Raw genomic sequence first — 14,275 nt, 5'->3', positions numbered from 1 at the left:
ATCCCGATTCTCCAGTTTTCCGCGCCGCCGCCGAAATCTCCGGGATGAGCGCTGCGAAACCGATCGAACACTGGGTCACCGAATTCGCGTCTCGACCCATTCCCCTGCTGCGCGAGAGCGCGGACGGCCTCGCGCACTGGCGCGAGCGGGAAGGCGAAGTGGACGCGCACCGCATCGCCGGGCTCGCGCTCGCCGACCCGCTGATGAGCCTGCGTGTGCTCGCCCTCGCCTCGCGCCGCTTCGGCGAACGGCTGGACAAGCCGCCGCAGACGGTCACGGCCGCGCTGGTGCTGCTGGGCGTCGATGCGGTGTTCGCGGAATTCGATTCGCCGCCGGTGCTGGAGGATCGGCTTGCGGACAGGCCGGAGGCGCTCGCGGGCGCTTTGCGCGCGTTCGAGCGCGCGCAGGCGGCGGCGCGGCTGGCCGCCGCCATCGCGATCCACCGGCAGGACGCGGAGGTCGACGTGCTCTACGAGACCGCGCTGCTGCACGACTTCACCGGCCTGCTGCTGTGGGCCGCGGCGCCGGACCGGGCGCTCGCGATCGAAGCGCGCCAGCGGCGCGATCCGCGACTGCGCACGGCCGACGCGCAGGCCGAGGCGCTCGGCACGAGCCTCGCGCCCGTCGCGCAGAAGCTCGTGGCGATGTGGGGCCTGCCGGGCTCGACGCAGGATCCGTCGGAGCCGCTGCACTGGCGCGCGGGCCAGCGCACCGTCGCGCTGGCGGTGCGCATCGCGCGGCATGCGAGCCGGGGATGGGACGACGCCGCGCTGCCCGACGACTACGCGGAACTCGCGCACCTGATGGCGAGCAACGCCACCGCGGCGGCGACGCTCGTGCGGCAGACGCTCGATCAGGAGCCGATGAAGTCGAAGAGCGAAGCGCGCGACCTGCCCGCGTAGCTGCGCAGCGCCGCCTCGAGCGTCGTCTGCGACGACTGCAGCGCGCTCACGCCGCGGGCGATGTCCATGTCCTGCAGGTCGCTGCGCCGGCTCTCGGTCGAAAGCGCGGCCTCTTCGCCGCGTGCCGCGGCAATGTCGACCTGCCGCAGGCCCTCGCCCGCGCGCGTTCGCGAGAACACCATCGCGTCGAGCGAGCGGTCGAGGCCCGCCTGCACGCGCGCGAGCCGCTCGGCGTACTGTGCGTTCGTCGCGCCGGGATCGTCGAGCAGCGCGATCGCATCGTCGAGCGTCGCGAACACGCTCTGCCGCCCGGCCGGCGCGACGTCGAAACTGTCTCCCACCGCGGGCGCGCCCGAAATGACGATGCGCTGGCCGCCAAATTCGAGGGCGCTTCCGGCCGCGAACGGCAGGTTCGCGGCCACCGTGGTCCCCGCCGTGAGGTCGTCGACGGTATAGAGGGGCGCCGCCGCGGTCCCGGCGATCGTCACGCGGTACGAATGCCCCGTGAGCGCCGTCGCGTCGCTCACGGCGCCCGCGTCGATCCAGCCCGCGCCGGTGTTCGCCGCCGCGGACGCCGTGACGAACACGCCGTTGCCTTGCGCGATCGCCATGAAGGTGGCGCGGCCATCGAGCGTCGTGGCGTGCCGGCCCGTGCCCACGCGCTGTTCGCCTGCCGTTGCGGCGTAGGTCGGCATCCCGCCGCTGGTGAAAGGCGCATCCGTGCTCCCCTGCCCCGCGAAGATGTAGCCGCCCGCGCCGTCGTCCGCATTCGCGACCTGCAGCAGCTGTTCGCGCGCCGCGGCAAGCTGCTGCGCGAGCGAGCCGCGGTCCGCGGCCGAGTAGGCGCCGTTGCCCGCGGCGACGAGCCACGCGCGCGCGTCCTGCAGGATGGACACGCCCTGCGCGAGCGCGCCGTCGGCGGTCGCAAGGATGCTCGCCGCCAGATCGGTCGCGCGACGTTCCTGTCCGATCTGCGCGAGGCGCGAGCGTGCCCGTTCCGCCTGCGCCGCGGCCACCGGGTCGTCGCCCGGCGAACGGACGCGCAGGCCGCTCGAGATTTGGTCCTGCAGGCGCGCCTGTTCTTCCTGCCGGCGTCCGATGGCCTCGAAGGCCTGGCGCGCGGTGTGCGAGGTGGCAATGCGCATGTGAGGATTCCCCAGTCGGGCTTCAGCGGCCCGTGGCCGCGAGGAGCGCCTCGAAGAGACTCTGGCTCGCCTGCACGATGCGCGCGGACGCCTGGTAGGCCTGCTGAAAGCGCAGCAGGTCCGACGCTTCTTCGTCGAGGTTGACGCCCGAGACGGTCTGCTGGCGCGCGAGCGCGTCGTCGCGCAGCCGCATCGACACCGTTTCCGAAGCCACGCCCGCTTGCACGCGGCTGCCGACCTCGGCGAGCAGCGTCGCATAGGTGTCGCCGAGCGACTGGCCGCCGATGAGCGACGACGTGGCGAGCGAAGCGAGCGCGAGCGCGTTGCGGTTGTCGCTTCCGGGCGCCGAACTTCCCGCGGCGCCCGTGGCGATTTGCCGCGTGCCGAGCGGCAGCGCGGACAAGCCGGTCGCGGCCGCATCGAACGGGCGCACGAGCCAGGTGTCGCCCGCGGCGGGTGTGCCGGCGAAGCCGAATGCGAGACCGTCGACGGTCGCCGGCAAGGACGAAGCGGAAGTCGCCCTGCCGTCGCTCGTTCGCATGATCGTCCAGTTGCCGTTGTCGAACGCGACTTCGTAGTCGCTGGACTGCAGGGCGGCGGCGTTCACCACCGAGCAGGACACGGCGCCGCCGCTCGTGTTTCCCGCGGCGGGAACCGCGCGCGGCGACGGAACGCGCAACAGCGCCTGCCCCGCCGCGCCGTCCATGTCGATGCCTTGCGCATGCTGCGCGTTCAACGCGGAGGCCGCAACGGTCGCGATGCGTCCGACCTCGCGCAGCGCGCGCGCGGCATCGTCGTCGCGCACGCGCATGAGGCCCGCGAGGCTCCCCCCGCCGAGGGCAGCCGCATCGAGCCATTGCGCCGCACCCGCGGATTCGAGCCGCAGCCCGGTGCACGACGGGTCCGACGGATCGGGCGCGGCCACGAGTTGCGCCTGCTGGCTGCCCACGAGCAGCGGCGCGCCCGAGCGCAGGAAGAGGGAGATGCTGCCATCGCCTTGTGCGACGGTCTGCACCGCCATCGATTGGGAGAGCGCCTGCACCTCGGCGTCGCGCTGGTCCAGCAGATCGTTCGGCGGCTGGCCTCCGGCGCCGCCGCGCGCGATCTGCTCGTTGAGCCGGCGGATCGTCGAGAGCCTCGAATTCACCTCGGGCACGCGCAGCGCCAGACCCGCATCGGCGGACGATGCGACGTCGGCGACACGCTGGCCCACGGCCGTCAGCGTCGCGGAGAAGGCCGACACGCGCGCGATGAACACCTGCCGCGCGGATGCATCGCCGGGACGATTGGCGAGGTCGCCCGCGGCGCCAAACAGCTCGTCGAGCGCCACGCCGATGCCCTGGTCGGCGCCCGCGAACACGGCGTCGAGCGCGCGCAGGCCTTCCGCGCGCGCCGCGTCGGACGCGCTGGCCGCCGATGCGCCTTGCAGCGCCTGCGTGAGGAACTGGTCGTACTGCCGCTGCACGCCGCTCAGATCGACGCCGCGGCCGAAGAACCCCGCCCCGGTGGCGAGTCCGCCCGCCGTGGAGAGTTGCGCCCGCTGCCGCGAATAGCCCTCGGTGTTGGCATTCGCGATGTTGTGCGAGATGGTGGTGAGCGAGCCCTGCGCCGCCGCGAGCGCCGAGGTTCCGATATTCAGGAGCGAGCCCATGGCCTGCTCAGCCCATCGCGCGCTGCATGGCGAGCGTCTGGTTGATCGTGCGCGCGAGCTTCTGCGCGTAGTTCGGGTCCGTGGCGTAGCCCGCGCGCTGCATGCCGCCCGCGAAGGCCTCGGCCGTCGCCTCGCCGCGGACCACGCCGGCGTAGCGCGGCTGGCTCGAGATCAGCCGCGCGTAGTCGGCGAAGGCATCGGCATACGAGTCGTAGCTGCGGAAGGCCGCGCGCGTGCGTACCGCCTGCCCGTTCTCGAACTCCGTCGTCGCGACCTCGGCGCGTTCGCCCCTCCAGCTCGCGCCGGCCTTGACGCCGAAGAGGTTGTGCGAGTTGCTGCCGTCGGCATTGCGCACCTCGCCGCGCCCCCAGCCCGATTCGAGCGCGGCCTGGCCGAGGATGAAGGACGCGGGCACGCCCGTGCGCCGTTCGGCCTCCTGCGCGTGGGGGAGCATCTTGCGGATGAACTCGGCGGGCGCGCCCCTGGCCGCAGGCGTTGCGGTCGCGGGCGTCGCGGCGGCCGGCATCGGCGCCGACTGCACGTTTTCCGGCGACACGGCCGGCAGGTTGCCCATGTGCTTCGCGAGCTGCCGCTCCAGCATCTGCGCGAGGCCGCCCGGCCGGCCCGCGAACTGGCGCGAAAGCTGCGAATCCATCATCGCGGAGAACGTCTCCTCGCCGCTGCCGCCGCTCGGCTTCGGCGATGCATCGCGCATGCTCTTCAGCACCATCTGCATGAAGAGTGACTCGAATTGAACGGCCGCGTGGCGCGCGGCCTGCTTCGGGTCCTGCGCAGCCTGGCGGCGCAGCGCATCGAGGCCGCGGCTGTCCAGCTGCGCGATCGAGGCCGATTCGGCGCGCATCAGATGATCTCCAGTTCCGCCTTCAGCGCACCCGCGGCCTTGATGGCCTGCAGGATGCCGATGAGGTCCTGCGCCGACGCGCCGAGCGCGTTGAGCGACTTCACGATCTGCGAGAGGTCCGCGCTCTGCGGAATCGCGAGCAGGTTGCCCGAGCCCTGCTGCACGCGGATGTCGGCCTTCTCGGCGACGACGGTCTGGCCGCCCGTGGAGAGCGGCGCCGGCTGACTCACAACCGGCGTGCTCGACACGGTGACCGACAGGCTGCCGTGCGCGACCGCGCAGGGGCCGAGCCGCACCGACTGGTTGATGACGACCGAGCCCGTGCGCGCATTGACGATCACCTTCGCGGGCGGCGCTTCGAGATCGACCTCGATGCCCTCGAGCTCCGCGATGAAATCGACGCGGCTGCCCCGCGCGGGCAGCTCGACCTGCACGACGCGCCCGTCGAGGGGCCGCGCGGCTTCGTTGCCGAGGCGCAGGTTGATCGCCTGCGCCAGACGGCGCGCGGTGGAGAAGTCGGTCTGGTTCAGTTCCAGATGCAGGTGCGCGGCGTCGAGCGCGCTGTTCGGCACGGCCCGCTCGACCGTCGCGCCGCCGGGCACGCGGCCCGCGAGCATGTGGTTGATCGACACCTTGCTGTTGCCGGCCGATGCGCCCATGCCGCCGATGACCAGGTTGCCCTGCGCCATCGCGTAGATCTGCCCGTCCGCGCCGCGCAGCGGCATGAGCAGCAGCGTGCCGCCACGCAGGCTGCGCGCATTGCCGAGCGAAGACACGGTGACGTCGATCTGCTGGCCCGGCTGCGCGTAGGCGGGCAATGCCGCCGTCACCATCACGGCCGCGACGTTCTTCATCTGCGGCGTGACGCCGGGCGGCAGCGTGACGCCGAACTGCTGCAGCAGCGACTGCACGCTCTGCCCGGTGAACTGCACCTGGTTCGTCGCATCGCCACTCCCGTCGAGCCCGACGACCACGCCGTAGCCGAGCAACTGGTTCGTGCGCACGCCTGCCACGGTGGCGAGGTCGCGCACGCGCTCGCTGCCGCCGGCCGGCGCGTTCACGCCGTACTGGGCTTGCGTAGCCGTTGCGCCAAGGACGAGCGCGCACGCGGCCAGGAGTCGAATCGTCCTCATACCGGCGCGACCGAAAGGAAGAAGCGTGCGAGCCAGCCGAGCCCCTGCAGCCGGCCCACGTCGCCGCGGCCCCGCTGCTCCATGCGCGCCTCGGCGACCTGCATGGAGCTCACCACGTTGCCCGCCCGGATCGTGGCCGGGTCGACGATGCCCGAGAAGCGCAGCGCGTCGACGTTCTGGTTCACGCCGATCTCCTTGTCGCCGGCCACGAGGAGGTTGCCGTTGGGCAGCACCTGCTGCACGCGCACCGCGATCACGCCGGTGAACGAGTTGCTGCTGCCCGTCGTGCCGTCCGCGCTGCCGGCGAGCGCCGAATTCGCGCTCGCGTTCAGGCGGCCGAGGAAACTCTTGGACGCATAAGGCAGCGCCGTCACGCCCGCGGACAGCGTGCCGCTGCGATCGAGCTTGGTCGTGGACTGCTGGCTCGCGCTCAGCGTCTCCTCGATCTGGATCGTGAGCACGTCGCCGACGTGGCGCGCGCGCGTGTCCTCGAAGAGCGGCCGGTAGCCGCCCGCGTTGAAGATCGCGCCGGTGGTGGGCGCGGGCGCCGCCGCAGGCAGCACAGCGGCGGCCCCGGCCTGCGGCGACGCGGAATGCATGGCGACCGGCGCCACGGTGAGGGTGGCGCAGCCGCTGTACAGGGTGGCAAGCGCGAGCAGCGCGAGGGAATGGATCCGCATGACGAGTGCCTTCAGATTTGCGACAGGCGCGCCAGCATCTGGTCCGATGTCTGGATCGACTTGGAATTGATTTCGTACGCGCGCTGCGTCTGGATCATCGCGACGAGTTCCTCGACCACGTTCACGTTCGAGCCTTCCACCGCGCCCTGGTGGACGACGCCCATGCCGTTCGCGCCCGGGTTGCCGGTCTGCGGATTGCCCGACGCGGCCGTCTCGGTGAAGAGGTTGCCGCCGCGCGGCTCGAGCCCGGCCGGATTGACGAAGCCCGCGAGCTGGATCTGGCCGATCTGCTGCGGCGCCTTCGCGTTCGCGAGCGTCGCGGACACGATGCCGTCGCGTCCGATGGTGACGGTCTGCGCGCCCGCGGGCACGGTGATCGCCGGGTTCAGGTGATAGCCGCTCGACGTGACGATCTGCCCCTGCGCATCGACCTGGAACGAGCCGTCGCGCGTGTAGCCCGTGCCGCCGTCGGGCATCTGCACCTGAAAGAAGCCGCTGCCGTTGATGGCGACGTCGAGCTGGTTGCCCGTCTCCGTGAGCGCGCCCTGGCTGAAGTTGCGCGAGGTCGCGACCGGCCGCACGCCGCTGCCCAATTGCAGGCCCGTGGGCAGTTGCGCGTCCTGCGAGGACGGGCCGCCCGCCTGCCGCATGTTCTGGTAGAGCAGGTCCTCGAACACCGCGCGGCTGCGCTTGTAGCCGTGGGTGCCCACGTTGGCGAGGTTGTGCGTGATGGCGTCCAGCTGGGTCTGCTGGGCCTCCAGGCCGGTCTTGGCGATCGAAAGCGAGCGCAGCATGGCGAATCTCCTCAACGGGGCGCGAGCAGCTGCGCCGCCCGCTGGTCGTTCTGCTCGGCGTTCTGGAGCAGCTTCATCTGGGTTTCGAACTGGCGCGAGGCGGCGATCATTCCGACCATCGCCTCGACCACGTTCACGTTGCTTCCTTCGAGCGCGCCCGCCTGCAGGCGCACCGCGGGGTCGGCGGCGGCGTCCTCGCCCGTCGACGTGCGCATCAGCCCGTCGGGGCCCTTGCGCATGTCGGCGGCCGGCGGGTTCACCAGCTTGATGCGGCCGACCTGCTGCGCCGCGCCGTTGCTCGCACGCGCGGACACGGTCCCGTCGGCGGCGATGGTCACGGTGCTGCCGGCGGGAATGCTGAGCGTGCCGCCCTCGCTCGCCACCGGCAGGCCGCCGGGGCTCGACAGCACGCCTTCGCTGTTCACCTGCAGCGCGCCGGCGCGCGTGTAGGCCTCGCTGCCGTCGGCCGCCTGCACCGCGAGCCAGCCCTTGCCGAGCACCGCGACGTCGAGCGCACGGCCGGTGCTTTCGAGGGCGCCCGAGCGCTCGTCGAAGCCGGCGGACGCCTCGAGCGAAACGACGCGCGTGGCCATGCCTTCGCCGCGCACGGGCACCGCGCGAAACGCCACCTGGTCCGCGCGGAAGCCCGGCGTGTTGGCATTCGCCAGATTGTTCGCCAGCCCGTCCTGTCGCAGCATGAGCGAGCGCGCGGCCGACGCGGCGGTGTAGATGAGGCGGTCCATGGCGTCGCTGCTTCCGGCCTATCAGCGCAGGTTGACCAGCGTCGACAGCATCTGGTCCTGCGTCTTGATCGTCTGCGCGTTCGCCTGGTAGGCGCGCTGCGCGGTGATCATGTCGACGAGCTGCTGGGTGAGGTCGATGTTCGATTCCTCCAGCGCGCCGCCCTGCAGCGCGCCGAGGTTGGCGGTGCCCGGCGCGCCGATGGCCGGTTCGCCCGAATCGGGCGTGGCGCGCCAGACGTTGTTGCCGACGGGCACGAGCCCCTGTTCGTTGGCGAAGTCGGCGAGCGCGACCTGCGCGGCGGGCACCGTCTTGCCGTTCGAGTAACGCGCCTGCACCATGCCGCGCGCATCGACGGCGAAGCCGGTGAGCTGGCCCGCGGCGTAGCCATCCTGGCCGACCGCGTTGACGCCGAAGGCGCTGCCGAACTGCGTCGTGCCCGTCAGGGAGATCTTCACCGGCGCATCGGCGGTCGAGGTCGAGGGCGCGACGGGCAGCGTGCCGGCGGGGAACGGAACGTCGAGTTCGAGTTCGGCGCTGCCCGCGTCGAGCGTGCCGTCCGCGTTGAACTTCAGCGTGCCGGCCGGCACGACGGCGCCGCCGGCGGCCGCGGGAATGTTCGTCCCGTCCATGCCCGCATAGACCTCCCACTCGTTGTCGGTGGCGGCGCGGCGGAAATAGAGGGACAGCGTGTGCTCGTTGCCCTGCTGGTCGTAGACCGGCATCGACGTGGTCGAGGCATACGAGTCGGGAACGTTCAGCGCGAACGCCGGCGTGGAAGCCGAGGGCGCCGCGGTGCGCGCATCGAGGTTGACGGCGAGCTCGCCCTTCGTCGTGACCTGCGGCGCGATGCCGTCGGCGGGCAGCTTGATGTCGCCGGCGACGCCCGTGCTGCGGCCGCTCGCCGCATCGACCGCGAAGCCCTGCAGGCGCAGCCCGCCGGTGGTGACGACGTGGCCCTGCCTGTCGAGCTGGAACGCGCCGTTGCGCGTGTAGCCGGCATCGGCGCTGCCGGGCTCGGCGACGCAGAAGAACCCGTTGCCGTTGATCGCGATGTCGAGCGGGTTCTCCGTGGTGCGCAGCGCGCCCTGCGAGAACTGCTGCGTGATCGACGTCACCTGCACGCCCATGCCGGGCATGGCCGTGACGCCCTGCATCGCCGCGCTCGCGTAGATGCCGGCGAACTCGGCGCGCGAGACCTTGGCGCCGACGGTGTTGGCATTGGCGATGTTGTTGCCGATGACCTCGAGGTTGCGGGAGGCGGCATTGAGGCCGCTGATGCCTTGCTGGAAGCTCATGGGGAGGGGCTCCGTGGATTCGTTTCGAGAGAGAGATTCAGGGAGAAGCGGGCGCGCCGGCGGCCGGCTTCGCGGCGGTGTCGGCGGTGGCGGCGGCCGCATCGGCGTCCGCGGTCAGCCGCGCCTGCAATGCCTCGAACGAAGCGGCAAGCGACTCGACGGTGGCATTGAGCTTCTCGATGCCGGCGACGGTGTTGATCTGCGCGATCTGGCTCGTCATCTGCGCGTTGTCCATCGGGTTCAGCGGATCCTGGTTCTTCATCTGCGCGACGAGCAGCTTCATGAAGCGGTCCTGCTGGTCGGCGGCGGACGTGGTCTTGCCCGTCGACTTGCTGCCGGCGTTCGACGTCGGCGCGGTGGGGGACGCGATCGGATTCGTCATGGCTTACTACCCCATCTGCAAGGTCTTCGCGAGCAGCTGCCGCGCGGTGTTCATCACTTCGACGTTGTTCTGGTAGGCGCGCGACGCCGAGATCATGTTCACCATCTCGTCGACCACGCTCACGTTCGTGTGGGTCACGTAGCCGTCGCCGTCGGCCATCGGATGGTGGGGTTCGTGGACGCGGCGGCCGGGCGCGTCGTTCTCGGTCACGGCCGCGACGCGCACGCCGGCGACGTCCGTGCCGGGCAGCGGCTGGGGCTCGAACGCGATCTGCCGCGCCCGGTACGACTTGCCGTCGGGGCCGGCCACCGCATCGGCGTTCGCGAGGTTGCTCGCGACGACGTTCAGGCGCTTGCTCTGCGCCGAGACGGCGCTGCCGGAAATCGTGAAGAGGTTGAAGAGGGACATGGTCGATGGACTCCCGTTCACTGCCCGGTGATGGCCGACAGCAGCGTTCGCACGTCGTGATTGATGAAGCGCAGCGTCGCCTCGTAGCGCACCGCGTTGTCGGCGAAGGCGGCACGCTCGCGGTCGAGTTCCACGGTGTTGCCGTCGAGGGACGGCTGATCGGCGTTGCGATAGAGAAGCTCGGGCATCGCGGTCTGCGCGTCGCGCATGCCGGCGCCCGCACCCTGCTGCTCGCTGCGCGCGTTGGCGAGCGCCGAGGCGAAGTCGAAGTCGCGCGCCTTGAAGCCGGGCGTGTCGGCGTTCGCGATGTTGCCGCCCAGCACCTTCTGGCGCTGGGCCAGCAGGTCCAGCGCGGTCGCGTGGCCGTCGATCTTGGCAGTCAGAAGTGACATACGCATTCCTTCGTTCGCGGCCGGATCACCGCGGTGGAATGCAGTGTCGGATCGCGCGCCGAAAACTGAAGCGCGGATAAGTCCGTGCTTTGCGCGCCTATTCCGCGCCGGCCGCTTGCGCCGCGCGCCTAAAGTGCGTGCCATGCGATACACCCTTCTTCCCGCCCTCGTCTGCGCTTCGGCCGCGATGTCCGCGATGTCCTCCAATGCGCAATCGCAAGCGGCCGACGAGAACTCGGTGCGCGCCTTCGTCTCGCAGCAGGCCGCGGCCCAGGCCGCGCAAGGCGGCGTGACGCGCTTCGAGGTGCAGGTGGGCAACGTCGAGCCCTCCTCCGTGCTCGCGCCCTGCCGCCGCATCGAGCTGTTCGCGCCGGGGAGCGCGCGCTACTGGGGCCGCGCCTCGGTCGGCGTGCGCTGCGCCGAGGGTGCCTCGTGGACCTATCTCGTGCCCGTCACCGTGCGCGTGTGGGGCACCGCGCTCGTCGCGGCCGTGCCGCTCGCCGCGCAGTCGGTTCCCGTCGCTCAGGACGTGCGCGAGCAGGAAATCGAGCTGACGCGCGAATCCGCGTCCGTGCTTCGCGATGCCTCGCAGCTGCAGGGCCGGACGCTCGCGCGCGCGGTCGCGCCCGGACAGGCGCTGCGCGCCGACATGCTGCGCGCCACGATGGCGGTGCAGGCGGGCGACATGGTGCGCCTGCGCATCGTGGGCACGGGCTTCGCGGTCGACGCCTCGGGCCAGGCGCTCAATGCCGGCGCGGACGGGCAGACCGTGCGCGTGCGCACCGAGCTCGGCAAGGTCGTGACCGGCGTGGCCCGGGACGGCCGGCGGGTGGAAGTGCCGCTTTGAGCCTCGCTGGCCGAAAAGCGCCGCGAATCGCCTGCTTATGCGGCCTCAAGTTCCGGAGCTTCGCGCCGAAGATCGCAGGACAGGCCCCGAAAAGCCTTTGGAGAACCCCATGAAGATCGGCTCCCCCGTGCCCCACGACCCCGCCGCGGCCGCCGCCTCGCCGCTGCGCGGCGCGCGCGCCGCCGCCGCGCCCGCGGCCACGCAGTCGGCCGCGCCGGCCGCATCGGCAACCGTCGAGCAGGTGCAGGTGTCGGCCGCTGCCGCCAGCCTGGTCGCGCCCGGCAGCGGCGATTTCGATGCAGCGAAGGTCGCCGCGATCCGAACGGCGATCCTCGAGGGACGCTTCGAGATCGATGCCGACGCGATCGCCGACCGGCTCATCGCCGACGCCGCCGACATGCTGAGGCAGCGCCCGGCATGACCGCCTCGGCTTCGTCGCCTGCGTCGCCCGCGTCGCCGTCGTCGCCGTTCGCGCTCGCGCTCGCGCAACTCGAGCCTCTGGTGCGCCGCCATGCCGAAGCGCTGGTGGCGGGCGACGCCGACGCGCTGCCCGAACTCCAGGCGCAGATCCGCAAGCGCCTGGCGCTGCTGAGCGCCGCCTCGGCCGGCCAGACGCTGCCTGCCGATTGCCGTCCGATCCTCGAGCGCCTGGTGATGCATTCGATGCTGAGCCGACCTGCCGCCGCCCGCCGGCTCGAAGCGACCGACCGCGCGATCGCCGTCTTCGGCTCCATGCACGAGGGCGTGCGCCAGCGCCAGGCGTCGCGCGTCTACGCCGCCAACGGGGTCGCGCTCGGACCGTGGCGGGCGGGGGGGTTCGAGCGGGCGTGAGCGGCGCACCCTCGAAATCGTTTGGTAAAAGCTGACGAATGTCTGTTTTTATGAAACAATTCGGCCATGAAGCAAGTGCGTTCGAATAGCCTGGCCGACGCGCTGTTCTCGAAAACCAAGCAGGCCGTGATCGGCATCCTGTTCTCGGACGAAAGCAAGGAACTGCACCTGCGTGAGCTCGCACGCCTCGCTGGCGTCACCGCTGCGACGCTCGCGAAAGAGCTCGACATACTGGTTGCCGCCGGCCTCCTCGTGGAGCAGCGCGACGGGAACCGAAGGACCGTCCGCGCGAATACCGAGTCCCCCATTTTCGAAGAGCTGAAGGGAATCGCCGTGAAAACCGCAGGCGTCGCCGACATCGTTCGCGCGGCGCTTGCGGATGTGCGGGGAGTCGACCTCGCATTCATCTTCGGGTCGGTGGCGCGCAACGAGGCGAAGAGCAATAGCGATGTGGACCTGTGCGTGGTGGGCGCCGCGAAGAATCGGGACATCATGACCGCCGCCGCGGTCGCCGAGCGGGCGCTGCGTCGACCGGTCAACGCGGTGCTTTACTCTCCCGTTGAATTCCATGAACGGATGAGGAAGGGCGGCTCCTTCGTCGAGCGAATCGGCGAAGGCAAGAAGATATTTGTCGTGGGGCAACAGCGTGAGTTCGACGAACTTTCAGAATCTGGAGAAACTGGGCAAGCTCAAACCGCATGAGCCGCGGCTGCACGATGTCGAGTCGAGCCTGCGCGTGGGCAAGGAAGAACTTCAGGACGCGAAGCGCACAGCCAACAGCCTTACCACGCGCTACAAGGCAGCAAACGACGCGGCGCACGGTTTCCTCCTGATCGCGCTGATGGCACGGGGATACAGAACGACGTCCGACCCAGGGCACCGGCAGGTGCTTTACGAACTATTGCCGGTTCTGGTACCGGGAGCGACGGCGGCCAAGGATTCGCTGGATCGGGCCGCACGCACAAGGAACCGGCTGATCTATGAGGGCTCCGAAATCGATATTTCGGAGGGCATGATCGAAGATGTGATCGATGGTGCAGAGAATGTTCTCGAAGAGGTGGAGATGATCGTCAGGAAGCTGCGCACGGACTTGGCTGCGAAGCAAGAGCGCAACTCGCAGCGGTGAATCGCCACCGACTGCTTCTCAGTGGCCCTCATACAAAAATTCGGACATCCCCATCCGCATCGGCTTACCTCAACGTCCTCGCGTCGAAAGTAGATCCGAGTAGACCGGCCTGTGCTGGACCGGGACGCTGTGAGGTCGGGCATGATTCATAGATGGCTGAACAGTCCAAGGAAGTACGTCGCGGTGTGGTCACGCCTGACCCTTTGGTCGGGCTGAATTCGGTTAGCCTGACGATCAACGCAAAATTGTTCTCTCTTGAGGATGTCGTTGGTCGAAATCACGGGGTGACTTCTTTGTTCGCCTTCGGAGGCGCGCTTCTCTCGATTAGCTTCCGAGACGCGACAGGCCAACATACGCTCGGGTCTGCCGTTCTAGTGCATCCGGGTATCGCAATAACCGCGAAGCACGTGCTATCGGACTGGCTCGCTGCGCTCGGTCGTGGAGGGGCTGCTGCAGTGTGTCAAGCGCCCCAAGCTGACCATGTGCATGTCTGGGACATTGTGAGCGTCCATAGCCTCGACACTGCGGACCTCGCCGTCCTGGTTTTGCGATACAGGACTGATTTGCCACCGCTCAACGCCTTCTCCGTCGCTTACATAACTACTCGGATGCCTACCGTGGGGGATCGCGTGTTTCTCGCGGGATTCACTGCAGAGACCGCGACCATTCCGATTTCAAGTGATATGCGAATTGGGGGCAACGTGAGAGTAAGTGTTGGCCGAGTGATTGACGTTTGGCCTGAAGGGCGGGATCGCGTCATGTTGCCGTCAGCTTCGTTTGCGGTTGACTCGCCGGCCTTTGGCGGAATGAGTGGCGGGCCGGTACTTGATAGTCAAGGACGAATGATCGGCACAGTTAGCTCTTCTACAGAAGGTGATGACATGGCGTTTGTCTCCCATGTATGGCCTTCGCTTCTAGCTTTAATCGAGCCGGTATGGCCGGTGAAGGCAGGGTCCACAGAAGTGGCTCCGCAAATCTGAACAGCGTCTTGAGTGGAAACTCCGTGCATGATGCCGGCCGAGAAAGGCTGGCGACAGGAGTTTTCGATGGTGAAGAAATCAGCGCGGCGTACCCGCCGCACGC

The 14,275-nt window shown here is 69.7% G+C and carries 18 protein-coding genes and 1 pseudogene; 7 read left to right on the top strand and 12 right to left on the bottom strand.

Annotated elements, in window-relative coordinates:
• Window positions 1–44: 44 nt before the first annotated feature.
• The gene (locus tag AB7E83_RS18375) at window positions 45–902 is read left to right on the top strand and encodes an HDOD domain-containing protein (RefSeq protein ID WP_428572020.1); all 858 of its coding nucleotides are present in this window, start codon (window positions 45–47) and stop codon (window positions 900–902) included.
• On the opposite strand, the gene flgL is transcribed toward AB7E83_RS18375, so the two are convergent.
• From flgL to flgB, 11 genes are read right to left on the bottom strand one after another with little or no spacing between them, the layout of a single operon-like run.
• Window positions 854–2,047, bottom strand: a complete 1,194-nt coding sequence (gene flgL, locus AB7E83_RS18370) for a flagellar hook-associated protein FlgL (protein WP_428572019.1) — start codon at window positions 2,045–2,047, stop codon at window positions 854–856. The two genes, AB7E83_RS18375 and flgL, sit on opposite strands and share 49 nt — an antisense overlap.
• A 22-nt stretch (window positions 2,048–2,069) precedes the next feature.
• On the bottom strand, window positions 2,070–3,698 hold the full coding sequence (gene flgK / locus AB7E83_RS18365; protein WP_428572017.1) for a flagellar hook-associated protein FlgK: 1,629 nt from the start codon (window positions 3,696–3,698) through the stop codon (window positions 2,070–2,072).
• A gap of 7 nt (window positions 3,699–3,705) precedes the next feature.
• A complete protein-coding gene (gene flgJ, locus AB7E83_RS18360) occupies window positions 3,706–4,560 on the bottom strand; it encodes a flagellar assembly peptidoglycan hydrolase FlgJ (RefSeq protein ID WP_428572015.1) in 855 nt (284 codons plus the stop codon).
• Complete coding sequence (locus AB7E83_RS18355) at window positions 4,560–5,693, bottom strand: flagellar basal body P-ring protein FlgI (protein WP_428572013.1); 1,134 nt, start codon at window positions 5,691–5,693, stop codon at window positions 4,560–4,562. Before AB7E83_RS18355 ends, flgJ begins: the two co-directional genes overlap by 1 nt.
• Window positions 5,690–6,373 carry a flagellar basal body L-ring protein FlgH gene (locus AB7E83_RS18350; RefSeq protein WP_428572011.1) on the bottom strand — a complete coding sequence of 228 codons (684 nt, stop codon included), beginning with the start codon at window positions 6,371–6,373 and terminating at the stop codon, window positions 5,690–5,692. Before AB7E83_RS18350 ends, AB7E83_RS18355 begins: the two co-directional genes overlap by 4 nt.
• Window positions 6,374–6,384: 11 nt before the next feature.
• Window positions 6,385–7,167, bottom strand: a complete 783-nt coding sequence (gene flgG / locus AB7E83_RS18345; protein ID WP_428572008.1) for a flagellar basal-body rod protein FlgG — start codon at window positions 7,165–7,167, stop codon at window positions 6,385–6,387.
• A gap of 11 nt (window positions 7,168–7,178) precedes the next feature.
• Window positions 7,179–7,910 (bottom strand): flagellar basal-body rod protein FlgF, encoded by a 732-nt coding sequence (gene flgF, locus AB7E83_RS18340; RefSeq protein WP_428572006.1) that lies wholly within the window; start codon window positions 7,908–7,910, stop codon window positions 7,179–7,181.
• Window positions 7,911–7,931: 21 nt separating this feature from the next.
• Window positions 7,932–9,206, bottom strand: a complete 1,275-nt coding sequence (gene flgE / locus AB7E83_RS18335; RefSeq protein ID WP_428572004.1) for a flagellar hook protein FlgE — start codon at window positions 9,204–9,206, stop codon at window positions 7,932–7,934.
• 37 nt (window positions 9,207–9,243) lie between these two features.
• Window positions 9,244–9,588, bottom strand: a complete 345-nt coding sequence (locus AB7E83_RS18330; protein ID WP_428572002.1) for a flagellar hook capping FlgD N-terminal domain-containing protein — start codon at window positions 9,586–9,588, stop codon at window positions 9,244–9,246.
• 6 nt (window positions 9,589–9,594) lie between these two features.
• Entirely contained in the window at window positions 9,595–9,996 is a 402-nt protein-coding gene (flgC, locus tag AB7E83_RS18325) for a flagellar basal body rod protein FlgC (protein ID WP_428572000.1), read from the bottom strand.
• Window positions 9,997–10,013: 17 nt separating this feature from the next.
• Complete coding sequence (gene flgB, locus AB7E83_RS18320; RefSeq protein ID WP_428571998.1) at window positions 10,014–10,388, bottom strand: flagellar basal body rod protein FlgB; 375 nt, start codon at window positions 10,386–10,388, stop codon at window positions 10,014–10,016.
• Window positions 10,389–10,530: 142 nt separating this feature from the next.
• Between flgB and flgA the strand changes: the two genes are divergently transcribed.
• The 6 genes and pseudogenes from flgA to AB7E83_RS18290 all read left to right on the top strand — a co-directional run.
• Window positions 10,531–11,235, top strand: coding sequence for a flagellar basal body P-ring formation chaperone FlgA (flgA, locus tag AB7E83_RS18315; RefSeq protein WP_428571996.1), 705 nt, complete (start codon window positions 10,531–10,533; stop codon window positions 11,233–11,235).
• 109 nt (window positions 11,236–11,344) lie between these two features.
• Complete coding sequence (gene flgM, locus AB7E83_RS18310; RefSeq protein WP_428571994.1) at window positions 11,345–11,656, top strand: flagellar biosynthesis anti-sigma factor FlgM; 312 nt, start codon at window positions 11,345–11,347, stop codon at window positions 11,654–11,656.
• Window positions 11,653–12,066 (top strand): hypothetical protein, encoded by a 414-nt coding sequence (locus AB7E83_RS18305; RefSeq protein WP_428571992.1) that lies wholly within the window; start codon window positions 11,653–11,655, stop codon window positions 12,064–12,066. The genes flgM and AB7E83_RS18305 overlap by 4 nt, the downstream gene beginning before the upstream one ends.
• Before the next feature lie 66 nt (window positions 12,067–12,132).
• Window positions 12,133–12,768: a nucleotidyltransferase domain-containing protein gene (locus AB7E83_RS18300; protein WP_428571990.1), complete on the top strand. Its 636-nt coding sequence runs from the start codon at window positions 12,133–12,135 to the stop codon at window positions 12,766–12,768.
• Entirely contained in the window at window positions 12,713–13,192 is a 480-nt protein-coding gene (locus AB7E83_RS18295) for a hypothetical protein (protein WP_428571988.1), read from the top strand. Before AB7E83_RS18300 ends, AB7E83_RS18295 begins: the two co-directional genes overlap by 56 nt.
• Window positions 13,193–13,344: 152 nt before the next feature.
• A pseudogene (locus AB7E83_RS18290) lies at window positions 13,345–14,004 on the top strand (hypothetical protein); the annotation flags it as partial.
• A 20-nt stretch (window positions 14,005–14,024) separates the two neighbouring features.
• On the opposite strand, the gene AB7E83_RS18285 reads toward AB7E83_RS18290, so the two are convergent.
• Window positions 14,025–14,275 (bottom strand): hypothetical protein (locus tag AB7E83_RS18285; protein ID WP_428572127.1); only part of this gene is annotated, 251 nt, incomplete at its 5' end.

This window comes from Ramlibacter sp., assembly GCF_050250995.1.
Classification (GTDB): Bacteria; Pseudomonadota; Gammaproteobacteria; order Burkholderiales; family Burkholderiaceae_C; genus Ramlibacter.
Note: the sequence above shows the minus strand (reverse complement) of the source record. Positions and strands in the feature narration are given on the sequence as shown.

Excerpts from the sequence above, each read along its gene's own strand:
- AB7E83_RS18375 (WP_428572020.1), top strand. The coding sequence starts at position 45 with ATGAGCGCTGCGAAACCGATCGAACACTGGGTCACCGAATTCGCGTCT.
- flgL (WP_428572019.1), bottom strand. The coding sequence starts at position 2,047 with ATGCGCATTGCCACCTCGCACACCGCGCGCCAGGCCTTCGAGGCCATC.
- flgK (WP_428572017.1), bottom strand. The coding sequence starts at position 3,698 with ATGGGCTCGCTCCTGAATATCGGAACCTCGGCGCTCGCGGCGGCGCAG.
- flgJ (WP_428572015.1), bottom strand. The coding sequence starts at position 4,560 with ATGCGCGCCGAATCGGCCTCGATCGCGCAGCTGGACAGCCGCGGCCTC.
- AB7E83_RS18355 (WP_428572013.1), bottom strand. The coding sequence starts at position 5,693 with ATGAGGACGATTCGACTCCTGGCCGCGTGCGCGCTCGTCCTTGGCGCA.
- AB7E83_RS18350 (WP_428572011.1), bottom strand. The coding sequence starts at position 6,373 with ATGCGGATCCATTCCCTCGCGCTGCTCGCGCTTGCCACCCTGTACAGC.
- flgG (WP_428572008.1), bottom strand. The coding sequence starts at position 7,167 with ATGCTGCGCTCGCTTTCGATCGCCAAGACCGGCCTGGAGGCCCAGCAG.
- flgF (WP_428572006.1), bottom strand. The coding sequence starts at position 7,910 with ATGGACCGCCTCATCTACACCGCCGCGTCGGCCGCGCGCTCGCTCATG.
- flgE (WP_428572004.1), bottom strand. The coding sequence starts at position 9,206 with ATGAGCTTCCAGCAAGGCATCAGCGGCCTCAATGCCGCCTCCCGCAAC.
- AB7E83_RS18330 (WP_428572002.1), bottom strand. The coding sequence starts at position 9,588 with ATGACGAATCCGATCGCGTCCCCCACCGCGCCGACGTCGAACGCCGGC.
- flgC (WP_428572000.1), bottom strand. The coding sequence starts at position 9,996 with ATGTCCCTCTTCAACCTCTTCACGATTTCCGGCAGCGCCGTCTCGGCG.
- flgB (WP_428571998.1), bottom strand. The coding sequence starts at position 10,388 with ATGTCACTTCTGACTGCCAAGATCGACGGCCACGCGACCGCGCTGGAC.
- flgA (WP_428571996.1), top strand. The coding sequence starts at position 10,531 with ATGCGATACACCCTTCTTCCCGCCCTCGTCTGCGCTTCGGCCGCGATG.
- flgM (WP_428571994.1), top strand. The coding sequence starts at position 11,345 with ATGAAGATCGGCTCCCCCGTGCCCCACGACCCCGCCGCGGCCGCCGCC.
- AB7E83_RS18305 (WP_428571992.1), top strand. The coding sequence starts at position 11,653 with ATGACCGCCTCGGCTTCGTCGCCTGCGTCGCCCGCGTCGCCGTCGTCG.
- AB7E83_RS18300 (WP_428571990.1), top strand. The coding sequence starts at position 12,133 with ATGAAGCAAGTGCGTTCGAATAGCCTGGCCGACGCGCTGTTCTCGAAA.